The organism is Cellulosilyticum lentocellum DSM 5427 (assembly GCF_000178835.2).
GTDB lineage: Bacteria > Bacillota > Clostridia > Lachnospirales > Cellulosilyticaceae > Cellulosilyticum > Cellulosilyticum lentocellum.
On sequence record NC_015275.1, the window covers coordinates 431,007 to 444,379 of the forward strand.

The window sequence follows — 13,373 nt, forward strand, 5'->3', positions numbered from 1 at the left end:
TAAATGAGTGGGGCAAGGTTAATGAGAGGACAAAAAAATAAGAGGGGGTATTACGGAGAGTAGCGTAATGCCCTCTCTTTAGTAAAAACACACGGAAAGGAAAACCTTATGGAGCAGAAAATATTAGAGGCCAGAAAGATTACAAAGGTATACCCAGGTGGTGTTGTAGCCAATCATGAGGTTCAGTTAGATATTTATGAAGGAGAAATCCATGCTTTAGTAGGTGAAAATGGAGCAGGTAAGTCTACCTTAATGAAAATGCTATTTGGAATGACGCCCCCAACTAGCGGAGAAATCCTTATTAAAGGTGAGCCAGTGGCGTTCGCATCATCTAAATGTGCTATTGCAAAAGGGATAGGGATGGTACACCAACACTTTATGCAAGTGCCATCTATGACAGTAGCAGAGAACCTTATTTTAGGTGCAGAGCCAAGGAAGAACGGTTTAGTAGATAGAAAACAAGCTGTTAAGATTACAGAGGAATTATCAAAGGCGTATAATTTAACAGTAGATGCTAAAGCGCAGGTGGAAAATATTTCCCTGGCAATGAGACAAAAGTTAGAGATATTAAAAGCCCTTTATAGAGGGGCAAAGATTCTTATTTTAGATGAGCCTACTGCTGTCCTAACACCTCAAGAAACGCAGGAGCTATTTGAGCAGCTTAAACTGTTAAGAGAAAAGGGACATACGATTATCTTTATTTCACATAAGCTCAATGAAGTAAAAGAACTATGTAACCGTATGACTATTTTACGTGATGGGAAAACCATGGGTACTTATGAGATTAGTGACTTAAGTGAGCAAGAAATCTCAAGACTCATGGTAGGTAGAGATGTTAACTTAAACATGGAAAAGTCAGCACCTCACTTTGGAAAAACAGTTGTTTCTGTTAAGGATTTAGTGTATGTGAATCAATTTGGTAAGCAAAAGGTGGACCATGTATCCTTCTCTATTCGTGAGGGTCAAATCTTAGGGATAGCAGGTATTGATGGAAATGGTCAATCTGAATTAGTGGAGCTGATTGTAGGAGCGCTTAAGCAGTCATCAGGTCAGATTCATTTAAAGGGGAAAGACATTTCTAAATTACCAATTTTAAAACGTCAAGAAGCCGGTATTTCACACGTATCAGAAGACAGAATGAGATACGGTAGTGCGCCAAAGCTTTCTTTAGAAGACAATGCCATTTCAAAAATTTATTATACGAATGAGCTAAAAAGCTATGGTTTATTAAGTAGCAGAAAAATAGCTGCTTTTACAGAAAAAATCTTAAAGGATTTCAAAGTTAAATACGATCATAATAAACAATCTATTGGAGAACTATCAGGTGGGAATATTCAAAAGCTGATTGTAGGACGTGAATATGAATACAACCCAGAGCTTCTTATTATTAACCAACCAACTAGAGGGGTAGACGTAGGTGCTATTGAATTCATTAGGAAAAAAATCCTTGATATGAGAGAAAGAAGAAAAGCAATTTTATTAGTATCAGCAGACCTATCTGAAATTTTATCTTTAAGTGATAGTATTTTAGTCATGCATGAAGGAAAAATTGTTGGGTATATTGAAGATGCTAAAACAGCAACAGAAAATGAACTAGGGCTCTACATGCTAGGGGTTAAACAAGATTCAAAAGAAAAACTAGGAGGAGCCTACCATGAGTAGAAAAGGATTAAAAAATCATATTAATAGCTTTGCCTTACTTCGTTTAATGGTAGCCATACTAATTGCAGTTGGGATAACAGTAGCTATTATCTTTAGCATTAGTAAAGAACCAGGTACAGCTATTTATAACCTATTCTTAGGACCATTACAGTCTAAAAGACACTTCTTTAATGTATTAGAAAGTAGTATTCCTTTAATGTTTACTGGTTTGGCACTAAGCATTGTATTCAAATCAGGAAACTTCTCCATGATTGCAGATGGTGCTCTTTACATGGGGGGAGCAGTAGCAGCAGCTATTGCTATTAAAATGGCTCTTCCAGCAGGTATTCATCCAATAGTGATGATTTTAGCAGCAGCAGCAGTAGGTGCTGTGATTGGTAGTATCCCTGCTATTTTAAAGGTAAAATGTCATGCGAATGAGCTTGTAACATCGTTAATGCTTAATAATGTCTTTTTCTTCACAGGTATTTACCTTGTTAATAAACACCTTATTGATAGAAGTGCAGGGACTTTTGCTTCTTTAAAATACGAATCAACAAGTAGCCTTGGAAACATGGTAAGTGGAACAAAGCTCCACTATGGTTTCTTAATTGCTATAGCAGTAGCAGTCTTACTTTATATCTTAGTATATAAAACAAAATTTGGTTATGAAATTCGCCTTGTAGGAAGTAATCCAGAGTTTGCTAAGCATTCAGGAATTAACATTGGAAAAGTGATTATCTTAACTCAAATGTTAGCAGGTGCCATAGCAGGTATGGGTGGTGCAGTAGAACAAGCGGGTATGTATAATCGCTTTAACTGGCAAGACTCACCAAGTTATGCTTGGGATGGGGTTATTATTACAATTTTAGCAGGAAATAATCCTAAATACGTACCACTTGCAGCCTTCTTCCTAGGATATATTCGTGTAGGGGCAGACTTAATGTCTAGAAGATCAGATGTACAAAATGAACTTGTCGCTATTGTACAAGCTGTATTAATCTTATTTATCACAGCAGAACGTTTCCTTGCAGTGGTTAAACAAAGACAAGAATCTAAAAAAGCGTTAAGCAGTTATGGCGAATAGGAGGGAGAATAGACCATGGAATTATTATTAGACATTTTAAATACGTTAACACTTCCTGAATTTTATTTTGCCATGTTCCGTAGTGCTACACCAGTACTACTGACAACATTAGGAGCAATCATTGCTTCTAGATCAGGTTCAAGTAATATTGCTTTAGAAGGTACAATGCTTATGTCAGCTTTTACAGGGGTAGTGGTAAGTGCTTTTACGCAAAATGCGTGGATAGGGCTTTTAGGAGCTATACTTGCTGGCTTTTTAATGAGTAATATTTTAGCTTACTTTGCGCTTAAGTTAAAATCCAATATTATTATTTCAGGGATTGCGCTTAATACTTTTGCTTCAGGAGGAACGATCTTTTTCCTTTACCTTATTACAGGAGAAAAAGGAGCCTCAACTTCACTTCCTTCTTTAAAACTACCAAGCATTAATATTCCTATTATTGAAGATATTCCAGTAATAGGACAAATTTTATCAGGTCATCATGTACTCACTTACATAGCACTTATTTTAGTATTCGTTGTATGGGCTATGTTTAAGTACACAAGACTTGGTATGCACATTCGCGCCGTTGGTGAATCACCAGAAGCTATGGAATCTGTAGGAGTTTCTGTTAAAAAGATTAAATATATTGCTTTAAGCTTAAGTGGTATTTTAGCTGGTATGGGTGGTGCCTTCTTATCCATGGGTTATGTAGGACTATTCTCATCAGGTATGACAGCAGGACGTGGTTACATTGCCTTAGCAACACAAGCTATCGCAGCAGGAAACGCCATTGTAGGATTCTTTACTTCACTCCTTTTCGGATTCTGTGAAAGTCTTTCAAATTACTTACAAGGGGCATCTATTCCACTTCAATTCGTACAGCTTATGCCATACTTAATGATTACCATTGCTTATACATGGTACTGCAGTCATAAGCATAAACAAAAACTTAAGAAACAAAGACTAATGCAAGGGGAATAGTTATGATTGAACTACATTTACATCTAGATGGGTCACTAAGAGTGGAAACAGCACTTGATTTAGCGAAAATCCAAAATATTACTTTACCTACAGAGGATTTAAAAGAGCTTAGAAATCTTATGGAGGTACCAGAAGATTGTCCAACCTTACATGAATGTTTAAAGCGTTTTGATTTACCAATTATGCTTCTTCAAACAGAAATGGCAATAGAAAGAGTAAGTTTTGAGTTAGTAGAGGACTTACACAAACTAGGTGTAACGTATGCAGAGATTCGCTTTGCACCACAGTTTTCTACAGAGGAGGGTTTAACACAAGACCAAGTAGTAGCAGCAGCTATTAAAGGGGTTAAAAGAGGAATGGAAAAATATCCAGCTATTCGCTGCGGCCTTATTTTATGCTGTATGCGAGGAGCGGATATTGAAGAGAAAAACTTAGAAACAGTAGAAGTAGCTAAGAAGTATATGGGTGACATTGTATGCGCTGTAGACTTAGCTGGGGCAGAGTCTTTATTCCCTACTAAAATGTTCGAACCTGTTTTTGCTAAGGTCAAAGAATATGGGATTCCAGTAACAATTCATGCAGGAGAAGCAATAGGTGAAGTATCAGGCCCAGAAAGCATGAGAAAGGCTTTAGAATATGGTGCTAAACGTATTGGACATGGCGTAATGGCTATAGAAGATGAGACGCTTATTCAAGAGCTTATCGAAAAGGATATTACTTTAGAAGTTTGTGTAACAAGTAATTACCATACGAAATTAGTGCCTAGCCTCAAAGAGCATCCTATTAAGCAGTTATTTGATGCAGGGGTTAGGGTAACTTTTAACTCAGATAACATGATAGTATCTAATACGAACATTCACAAGGAAATTGAAATTTTAAAAACACAGTTAGGCTTTACTGATGAAGAAATCAGCACTATGCAAAAATATGCTAGAGAAGCTACTTTTATCAAATAAGCTGTATCAAACTAAATAACTTATAAAATAAATAGCCAAAGAAACTCTTTATGCAGAGATTCTTTGGCTATTAAAATATTTATTAATTATTTATTGTTATTAAAGTGCTTTGTCGTTAGAACATAAATCGTTGAAGCTATAGCTAAAGATGCAATGATAATAAGTCCAAGTACAATTACTGTTGAAGAGTTAATAGCACCACCAATAATCCAAAGCATACTGCCAAATGCAAAGCCAAGAAATATTTATTTGTGTTACCTTATTTTAAACTATATGTATAAGTAATAATATAGTGACATGATTATAGATAATAAATTTTTTCACGCTAAATAGGTGTAAGCACCCAATGAGCTTATGCCTATTTAGCGTGTGCTCCAAACGGGTAATTAATCAGTGTAATTCTCCTAGGACTAGCTTCTATACTCTTTAGCATCGTTCTCTAGGATACCTATAGCATGACGGCTAGTGCTAGAAGGATTATGAAAGAAATGATTTTGTTTGGCTCTAAATCTTATTTACTTCATTTCTATAGATATATTTAAAAAGACATATCCATAAAAAAATTGTAACTTAAAAACAATGAATATTTAATATTTTAATAATTGAGAAAAATTAATAAGCGTAGTATATTATTATAAGAATGACTAGAAATAGAGCCTTATAGTAACAATGTATGTTATTTCTAAAAGGAATAAATATATTAGACAGATAAAGAGTATAGAAAAGATTTTGTAGAGTAAACGAGGTAAATAGTAATAACAATATGGGGGGGAAAATAGATGAAATCAAAGAAGATAATACTTTTGATAATGGGGATTATTTGTTTTATTTGTTTTGCTGTGGGGATAACGAATGGAATAGCCTTAGGTATGCAAAAAGCAGAAAAGGCCAATAGGGTTGATGTGAAAGAAACAGATACAAAGGAATCTCCTACTAATAAAATAGAACATACATCTGTAACTAATACTAGTTTAAAGCAAGAAAAAGAACAAAAGGATCCGAATAAAGCTTTTAAATATACTAAAGAAGAACTAACGAAAGAGGATGAGAAACGAAAGCTTGAAGATGAAAGAGACAGCAAGCAATCTCAGATAGAAAGTAATAGAATTACTAAGAAGGAATATAAAGAAGCTACCGGAAATGTTTACTTAATTGAAAGTAGTAATGTGGAAAAAATAGATATAAGCCACATTTATAATTTTGATGAAGAATTATTAGCATTAGCTAGAAATGAAATTTATGCAAGACATGGTTATATTTTTAGTAAACCTATTTATAAGGAGTATTTCAGTAATAAGATTTGGTATACACCTACGAAAAAGATAAGTGAAATTCAGCTTTCAGAGGAGGAAAAATATAATATTAGTTACCTTGAGTGGCAAGAAAAGTGTGTTAAAGAAGGAAGTGTCAGATCATATAATCGAAGACCTCAAAGAGCATTTTGTGATATGTATCGTTTTAATGTAGATGAGCCTTTTAAAATGGATTTAAACAATGATGGCATTGAAGAAGAAATAGTTTTCCAGTCAAAGGAAAAAGATGAATGGTGTGTTAGTTCAGGATTTATTAAGATCAATGGTAAAACTAGCCAAGAGGTAACTGGGGAGTTGCAACATTATATTTGGGTAGTGGATATAGATGAGACAGATAATTATAAGGAAATTGTAATTAATGATATGGGACCTAGTTCAGATTATGAAGACTTTTATTACTATTATAATGGGCAAGAAATGGTCTTTATGGGACAAGTGACAGGTATAATTAATGGAGAATGGAGTAACACAAGAAATTACACGGAAAAAGGTATCCTTCATGGTACTATCAGATGTGATATCATAGGAACAGCATGGTATAACTGGGACTATAGGCTTACAAGCGACCATAAGCTTCAGGAAATACCTAGTGACTACTGTGAAACTTCCTGGCAGACTTATACGAGAAAACCCATTACTATTTATGAAAGTAATCAATTATCTAGCAAGAAAACAAAGTATAAAACAGGTCTACCGATGTTGATAGTAGGAACGGATTTAAAAGAGTGGGTAAAGGTTCAGCTTGAAGATGGTAAATATGGCTGGTTTAATACCAAAGAGTTTAATCCATATAATCTTGATGGTATTTCATATGCGGATTAGTCAGTGTAACAGCTTCATATTTTATATACTCTTGTAGAGTTTTATGAGTAAGCTCATAAGTAATATGGACTATAATAGGTTTCTCCATAGAGATAAAGTTAGCTAGCGACCAGTAAGATGAGCAAAAGGGGAGAGAAAAATGAAGCCGAAAAAGGCATTAGTCGCTGTGATTGGTATGATTTGTTTGGGTTTAGGGTTAGTAATTGGAATCATATTAGGTACACAAAGGGATGAGCAGGTGACTATGATTGATACACAAGGCTTAGAGGAAGTCGTTTCTCATACTCGTCAAATAGAGCAGACATCAGCAATCAAAAAGGAGCCAGAGGAAAAGAAGGAACTAAATGACCCTAATGAAGCTTTTAAATATACAAAGGAAATGTTAGCTGAAAAAGTAGAAGAAGCTGATAAAGAGAGAAATGATAATCAAAGAGAATGGGGAGATGGAAAAGTAGGATGGGTTAATACAAAAGAGTTAGATATTACTACACTTGATGGCGTAGGGTATGCGGGATAATGGAGTATGAAAAGGTAGAAGCTAAATGAGCTTCTGCCTTTTTTGCTATTGAGTAATCATTGAAATAATGTGCTAAATATTAGTGTAACTATAGAGAAAGAAGGAGTCTATACATTAGAGGTTATATAAGTGTTAGAGCATAAGGTGAAAAAGTTAGCAGTATTTAATTCTTTGAGTATTTATCATATGATAATTACATAAAGATTATAGTGATTTATAATGGAAATAAATAAACTAAAATAGCTTTTTTGTGAAGGAGGAGAGAAGTGCTAGAAGCTTTAATACAGTTACAGCAAATGATAGAAGAAATAAGTCAAGAAAAAATGCCGATAGAAATTCAAGAAATAAACCTAGAAAATATTTTTCTAAAAAACGTTTCTAAGGGAGAAGTGATTGTTCATGTAGGAGATAAGCCGGCAGAGTTCTATTTCGTAGTGACGGGTATATTTCGAAGCTATTATATTGATCGGGAAGGAAATGATGTAACAAGGATTTTTACCTCAGAAGGAAGTGGGTTTGGAGTTGAAACACTTTTTAATGAAAAAGCCTCACCATGTTGTACTGAAGCTTTAGAAAATAGTAGAGTACTAGTTATACCAGGGCAACAGATAAAAGAATTAATTAGTACTTCCTCTTACTTTACAAAATTTTATATCAACCTATTAGAAGAGAGTATTCACTATAAGATTGAAAGAGAAAGTAGCTTTTTACTTAAAAGTGCAACTGAAAGATATCTAGATTTTAAAAGGTATTATCCTAAGTTAGAAGAGCGAGTTAATCAAAGTTATATAGCTTCTTACCTAGGGATTACACCGGTGTCATTAAGTAGAATAAGAAAAACAATAAGAGAGGAAAATTAAGGGGGATAAGAGATGAAGTATGCCAAATTAGGAGATATAGAAATTCCAGCCATAGCATTAGGTACCTGGTCATGGGGGACAGGTATTAATGGAGGAAATCAAATTTTTGGAAATAGCTATGGAGAGGAAGATCTTAAGCCGGTTTTTGAGCTAGCTATGAAACAAGGATTTAATTTATGGGACACAGCAGCTGTTTATGGTATGGGAGCAGCAGAAAAGATTTTAGGAAGCTGTATAAAAAACAATCCTAATGTGATTTTATCTACTAAATTTACACCTTTAGGCTTACAAACTAGAAAAGCAGTAGGTAGATTTTTAAAGAAAAGTTGCTGTAGGCTTGGTGTAGAACAAGTAGATTTATATTGGATTCATAGTCCGGCCAATGTCCAGAAGTGGACTAAAGAGCTTATTCCTCTATTAAAACAGGAAGAAGTAAAATATGTAGGCGTATCTAACCACAATCTTGAGCAAGTTAAAGAAGCAGACCAGATTTTAAAACAAGCAGGCTTCAAGCTTTCGGCTGTACAAAATCATTATAGCTTGTTATACCAAGTATCTGAAGAAACCGGCATTTTAAAGTGGTGTAAGGAAAACCAGGTAGTTTTCTTTTCCTATATGGTACTAGAACAAGGTGCCTTAACGGGAAAATATGATGGTGAGCACCCTTTTAAGAGAGGCACAAGAAGAGCAAAAGCTTTTCCAGTTGAAGTACTTAATCAAATCCAAGGCTTACTAAAAGGACTAAGAGACCTAGGAGAACAATATAAGGCTACACCCGCACAAATTACTATAGCTTGGGCATTAGCTAAAGGGACTGTCCCTATTATAGGTGTTACTAAAAAAGAACAAGTAGAGGATTTATCAAAGGCCTTTGAAATTGAATTAACAGCAAAAGAGGTAAAAGGCTTAGAAAGACTAGCAAAAGATGTAGGTGTTAATGTAAAAGCAAGCTGGGAAAACTAACGTAAGGGCAGTTTGGTAAATAGAAAAGCTAGCTAATTAGCTGTATAGAATAATCAGAAGAAACAGATTGACTTAAAGATAAAATTATTATAATATACATACATAACGACGGTATGTATACGAGGTGACAAATGGCAAGAAATAAGTATCCAGAAGAAACAGTGAAAAAGATTTTAGAGGTTTCATATAAGCTTTTTTATGAAAAGGGTTATGATGAAACTTCTATTCAAGATATTATAGAGGAATTAGGTATGTCTAAAGGTGCTATTTATCATCACTTTAAAAGTAAAGAAGACATACTCAACAAGATTTGTGAAACTAATTATTATGAAGGCATTTGGAGTAGATCTTTAGACCAGATTCCAGGTAACAATGCTTTAGAGAAGATGCGAACAGCTATGCTCACTGAACTAGGCAGTAGTAATAAACGTATGCTAGATAAGATGAGTACACCTTTATTAAAGAATCCTCAAATTGTAGTAAGGCAACTAAATGTAACAGTGAACGAGTTAGCACCAATGTTTGAGTGGTTTATTGAAAATGGTAACAAGGATGGATCTATGAAGGTAAATCAACCAAAGGAAGCAGCACAAATAATAGCCATTTTGATTAATGCATGGGTGAACCCAAGTTTGTTTAAAGTAGATCGAGATGCTTTTATAGCAAAGATTAACTGCCTAAAGGAAGTAGTAGATAACCTAGGTATACCACTAGTAAATGAAGGATTTTTAGAAGTAGTGACAGACTATTATGATGTAGTAAGTGAAAAATAATAAAAGCCCGAAAGGGTTTTTATTTTGAATAGATACATACCGACGTTCGGTATAAAATTAATTTCAGGAGGGATAGATATGCAAGGGAATAAAGGATGGGGTAAAGATTTTATACTAATGGTAATAGGGCAGATTATTTCCTTATTTGGAAATTCTATTTTAAGATTTGTTTTATCCTTATATGTACTAGATACAACACATTCAGCAACTATATTTGGAGGGATATTAGCTATTTCTATGATACCAAGTGTGGTATTATCACCTATTGGCGGGATTTTGTCGGATAGAATTAATAGAAGAAATATTATGGTAGGCCTAGACTTTATTACTTCAGCTTTGATATTAGGTTTTGCAGTTTTACTCAAAGTAAGCCATCCTATTTTACTAATAGGAACGGTTATGATAATACTGGGTTGTATTCAAGCCTTTTATCAGCCATCGGTTCAGGCAAGTATACCCTCATTAGTAGATGAAGAACATTTAATGGCTGCCAATGGTATGGTAGCACAAGTCTCAGCTTTAGCCAGTTTATTTGGACCTATTGTAGGTGGATTTTTATATGCATTCGTAGACATGACATGGATTTTAGTGATTAGTACTGTATGTTTTTTTATATCAGCTGTAATGGAGTGCTTTATTAAAATACCATTTGTAAAAAAAGACCGTACCCAAGGCATATTACAAATGGTTATAGGAGATATAAAAGAAGCTATTCACTTTTTAAAAGATGAACAACCGATTTTATTTAAGATGCTATTTATTATTGCAGCTTTGAATTTGTTTTTATCAGCCTTATTAGCTGTGGGACTACCTTATATTCTTAACGAGACACTTCAATTAGGAAGTCAGTATTATGGTTTTGCACAGGCAGCGTTAGCCATAGGTTCTATAGCAGGTGCTATTCTTGCTGGGATAGTTAGTAAAAAGGTAAGTATGAATAAATCCTATGTATTTTTATTTGTCGCGTGTATGGGTATTTTACCTATTGCAATTGGAAGCTATTTAACTGAAATACCTATAGTAGCTTACGTTTTTATTATAATAGGAGAGTTAGTGTGTATTATGTTTGCAACGCTATTTAACGTATTTGGTCAAACCTTTGTTCAAACGCGAACACCTAATGCATTAATGGGTAAAATTATGGCCTTTGTTATGGCAATAGCGACCTGTGCTTATCCATTAGGGCAGGCTATGTATGGGGTATTATTTGATGTATTAAAGAATCAAGTATGGCTTGTTATTTTAATAGGAGCTGTTCTAAGCTTATTAGTTTCAGTAGCAGCCCAAATGAATTTAAGAAAGTTAAAAGAGAGTGGAGCTACTATTTAAATATAGGATGTTACCAAGGGAGCTAAGCAATAGGTAACGTCATGATTTTATTCATATTCCGCTATTTGCCTAACAAAGCTATGACCTAAAATATGTATAGACATTTAACAAAATCATGATATAATAAAGTGAAAATTGTGAAAATAAATTAACTAATCCTAAAACATAAATTCTTTGTGTGGTAGGATTTTTTTATACAGTATAAAAGTTGAATATTAAGGGAAAGGTAGAAGATAATGAAAAGGAATATTTTGGTTATAGGGGTAATTGGGGCTATAGTATGTAGCCTAACGGGATGTGGTAAGAAAGGAGAGGTGAAAGTGCAACCAGTTGAAGTACAAACGGCTGGGACAGTTGCTATAGGGTTTGATTATACAAAGCGGGAAGGTTACTCATCTAATCAATATGCCATATGGATAGAGGATGAAAAGGGGGATTTGGTGAAAACAGTTTGTGCAACACAGTTTACGGCGCAAGGGGGATATGAGAAGAGGGCTGAATCAATTCCAATGTGGGTAGAAAAATCTGGTATTAGTACATATGACCAAGAGCAAGTAGATGCAATTACAACTGCAACGCCGAATACAGGAAAAGTGATGTATTTATGGGATTGCAAAAATGAAAAGGGCGAACAAGTGCCATCAGGAGTATATACATTTTTTGTAGAAGGAACTATTTATAAGAAGAGTGGTGTGCTGTATAGTGGGAAAATAGATATAAGTGGTGGAGCGTGTGAAGTAGAAGCAGTTTCTGAATTTACCACTGATGAAGCAGCAGAGAGTGATCTTATTGTAGATGTGTATGCTAAGTACTTGCCTTGACAAAAAGGATTGCATAGTAAAATGTGAAATTTGATTATTTGTAAAGTGGTGAATAGATGGTAATAGCGTAAAAAAACATGCATGACTAGAAAGAATGTTCTAGTTATGCATGTTTTTTGCATAGATTAGGAGTTTGCTGTATGATGTGATGTTCTATTCAATTATTCATTCCAGAGGTAAGGGATAAAACCAAGTTCATCTAGCATTTTCATATCTTGTTCAATAGTAATACCAGTAGTTGTAAGCATATCTCCAGAAATAGCAGCATTAGCACCGGATTGAAAACAAAGTCTTCCTTTGTCTGATAACAGACCTCTACCACCTGCTAAACGAATGGAAGCATTAGGTACTAGAAAACGGAAAATGGCTACGATGCGGCGCATTTCATTATTGGTTAGAAGAGGATTATTTTCATAAGGCGTACCAGGAATAGGATTTAGCATATTAACAGGAATAGAACGAATGCCTAAGTCTCTAATGGTAAGTACTATATCAATGCGATCTTCCATGGTTTCACCAAGTCCCATAATACCGCCACTGCATATGTTCAGCCCAGCTTTTTGCGCAGCTTTAATAGCAGCAATCTTATCTTCAAAGGTGTGAGTAGTACAAACATTTGGGAAGTTACGCTTAGAGGTTTCTAAATTATTATGTACTCTATTAATACCTGCAGCTTTGAGTTTTGCAAAAGCACCTTCATCTAAGAGCCCTAGAGAAGCACAAACTTTGATAGGAGAGGTTTCTTGAATAGCTTTACTACTAGCACAGATTAGCTCGATTTCCTCATCGCTTAATTTCTTACCAGAGGTAACAATAGAAAAGCGGAGTACACCTCGCTTCTCATTATATTGAGCTTGCTTAACAATAGTATCAGTATCAAGTAGAGGATATTCTTCTACAGGTGTCTCATAAAATGACGATTGGGCACAATACTTACAGTTTTCTGAGCATTTACCACTTTTTCCGTTAATAATCGTACAGATATCAAAAGCATTACCACAAAAGTGAAGGCGTAAGGCGTTAGCTGCCTCACACAGGTCTTCTAAAGGCATTTCTAAGAGTTCTAAAGCCTCACTTTTTTCTAGTAAATCACCACTTAATACTTTGTTTTTTAGTCCCCATAATCTATTCATTGAAACACCTTCCCATCGTTTGATTTTTAAGAAGCGTAGTTAGAAAAATTTATTGTAGTATAAATTAATAAAACAATATTGTCAACTGTATGTTAAAAATAGGTTTACAAAGTGAATAAATAAGTTTACTAAGGAAATAAATAAAAAGCCTTGACAGGTGAGCGAACGCTAACTATACTCAAAAGTGAGCAGTTG

The 13,373-nt window shown here is 34.6% G+C and carries 13 protein-coding genes; 11 read left to right on the plus strand and 2 right to left on the minus strand.

What is annotated here, in order from left to right; genetic code table 11:
• Positions 1-108: 108 nt before the first annotated feature.
• From CLOLE_RS01915 to add, 4 genes are read left to right on the plus strand one after another with little or no spacing between them, the layout of a single operon-like run.
• Entirely contained in the window at positions 109-1,662 is a 1,554-nt protein-coding gene (locus CLOLE_RS01915) for an ABC transporter ATP-binding protein (protein ID WP_013655387.1), read from the plus strand.
• Positions 1,655-2,728, plus strand: coding sequence for an ABC transporter permease (locus CLOLE_RS01920; RefSeq protein WP_013655388.1), 1,074 nt, complete (start codon positions 1,655-1,657; stop codon positions 2,726-2,728). Before CLOLE_RS01915 ends, CLOLE_RS01920 begins: the two co-directional genes overlap by 8 nt.
• 15 nt (positions 2,729-2,743) lie before the next feature.
• Positions 2,744-3,691 carry an ABC transporter permease gene (locus tag CLOLE_RS01925; RefSeq protein ID WP_013655389.1) on the plus strand — a complete coding sequence of 316 codons (948 nt, stop codon included), beginning with the start codon at positions 2,744-2,746 and terminating at the stop codon, positions 3,689-3,691.
• Between the two features lie 2 nt (positions 3,692-3,693).
• Positions 3,694-4,647 (plus strand): adenosine deaminase, encoded by a 954-nt coding sequence (gene add, locus CLOLE_RS01930; protein ID WP_013655390.1) that lies wholly within the window; start codon positions 3,694-3,696, stop codon positions 4,645-4,647.
• A gap of 86 nt (positions 4,648-4,733) precedes the next feature.
• Here the strand turns inward: add and CLOLE_RS23765 are convergent, their stop codons facing one another.
• A complete protein-coding gene (locus tag CLOLE_RS23765) occupies positions 4,734-4,865 on the minus strand; it encodes a hypothetical protein (RefSeq protein ID WP_270049152.1) in 132 nt (43 codons plus the stop codon).
• Positions 4,866-5,426: 561 nt separating this feature from the next.
• On the opposite strand from CLOLE_RS23765, the gene CLOLE_RS01935 reads away from it, so the two are divergent.
• The 7 genes from CLOLE_RS01935 (at position 5,427) to CLOLE_RS01965 (ending at position 12,045) form a co-directional block, all read left to right on the plus strand.
• On the plus strand, positions 5,427-6,782 hold the full coding sequence (locus CLOLE_RS01935) for a YARHG domain-containing protein (RefSeq protein WP_013655391.1): 1,356 nt from the start codon (positions 5,427-5,429) through the stop codon (positions 6,780-6,782).
• Between the two features lie 139 nt (positions 6,783-6,921).
• Positions 6,922-7,299 (plus strand): hypothetical protein, encoded by a 378-nt coding sequence (locus tag CLOLE_RS01940; RefSeq protein WP_013655392.1) that lies wholly within the window; start codon positions 6,922-6,924, stop codon positions 7,297-7,299.
• A 266-nt stretch (positions 7,300-7,565) separates the two neighbouring features.
• Entirely contained in the window at positions 7,566-8,159 is a 594-nt protein-coding gene (locus tag CLOLE_RS01945) for a Crp/Fnr family transcriptional regulator (protein WP_013655393.1), read from the plus strand.
• Positions 8,160-8,171: 12 nt separating this feature from the next.
• Complete coding sequence (locus CLOLE_RS01950; RefSeq protein WP_013655394.1) at positions 8,172-9,122, plus strand: aldo/keto reductase; 951 nt, start codon at positions 8,172-8,174, stop codon at positions 9,120-9,122.
• Between the two features lie 131 nt (positions 9,123-9,253).
• The gene (locus tag CLOLE_RS01955) at positions 9,254-9,895 is read left to right on the plus strand and encodes a TetR/AcrR family transcriptional regulator (protein ID WP_013655395.1); all 642 of its coding nucleotides are present in this window, start codon (positions 9,254-9,256) and stop codon (positions 9,893-9,895) included.
• A 78-nt stretch (positions 9,896-9,973) separates the two neighbouring features.
• Positions 9,974-11,224 carry an MFS transporter gene (locus CLOLE_RS01960; RefSeq protein ID WP_013655396.1) on the plus strand — a complete coding sequence of 417 codons (1,251 nt, stop codon included), beginning with the start codon at positions 9,974-9,976 and terminating at the stop codon, positions 11,222-11,224.
• Between the two features lie 236 nt (positions 11,225-11,460).
• The gene (locus CLOLE_RS01965) at positions 11,461-12,045 is read left to right on the plus strand and encodes a DUF2271 domain-containing protein (protein WP_013655397.1); all 585 of its coding nucleotides are present in this window, start codon (positions 11,461-11,463) and stop codon (positions 12,043-12,045) included.
• 161 nt (positions 12,046-12,206) lie between these two features.
• Here CLOLE_RS01965 and bioB read toward each other — a convergent pair whose 3' ends face one another.
• On the minus strand, positions 12,207-13,178 hold the full coding sequence (bioB, locus tag CLOLE_RS01970) for a biotin synthase BioB (RefSeq protein ID WP_013655398.1): 972 nt from the start codon (positions 13,176-13,178) through the stop codon (positions 12,207-12,209).
• Positions 13,179-13,373 lie beyond the last annotated feature (195 nt).

Coding starts and splice junctions, on each gene's coding strand:
- CLOLE_RS01915 (WP_013655387.1), top strand. CDS start 109: ATGGAGCAGAAAATATTAGAGGCCAGAAAGATTACAAAGGTATACCCA.
- CLOLE_RS01920 (WP_013655388.1), top strand. CDS start 1,655: ATGAGTAGAAAAGGATTAAAAAATCATATTAATAGCTTTGCCTTACTT.
- CLOLE_RS01925 (WP_013655389.1), top strand. CDS start 2,744: ATGGAATTATTATTAGACATTTTAAATACGTTAACACTTCCTGAATTT.
- add (WP_013655390.1), top strand. CDS start 3,694: ATGATTGAACTACATTTACATCTAGATGGGTCACTAAGAGTGGAAACA.
- CLOLE_RS23765 (WP_270049152.1), bottom strand. CDS start 4,865: ATGCTTTGGATTATTGGTGGTGCTATTAACTCTTCAACAGTAATTGTA.
- CLOLE_RS01935 (WP_013655391.1), top strand. CDS start 5,427: ATGAAATCAAAGAAGATAATACTTTTGATAATGGGGATTATTTGTTTT.
- CLOLE_RS01940 (WP_013655392.1), top strand. CDS start 6,922: ATGAAGCCGAAAAAGGCATTAGTCGCTGTGATTGGTATGATTTGTTTG.
- CLOLE_RS01950 (WP_013655394.1), top strand. CDS start 8,172: ATGAAGTATGCCAAATTAGGAGATATAGAAATTCCAGCCATAGCATTA.
- CLOLE_RS01955 (WP_013655395.1), top strand. CDS start 9,254: ATGGCAAGAAATAAGTATCCAGAAGAAACAGTGAAAAAGATTTTAGAG.
- CLOLE_RS01960 (WP_013655396.1), top strand. CDS start 9,974: ATGCAAGGGAATAAAGGATGGGGTAAAGATTTTATACTAATGGTAATA.
- CLOLE_RS01965 (WP_013655397.1), top strand. CDS start 11,461: ATGAAAAGGAATATTTTGGTTATAGGGGTAATTGGGGCTATAGTATGT.
- bioB (WP_013655398.1), bottom strand. CDS start 13,178: ATGAATAGATTATGGGGACTAAAAAACAAAGTATTAAGTGGTGATTTA.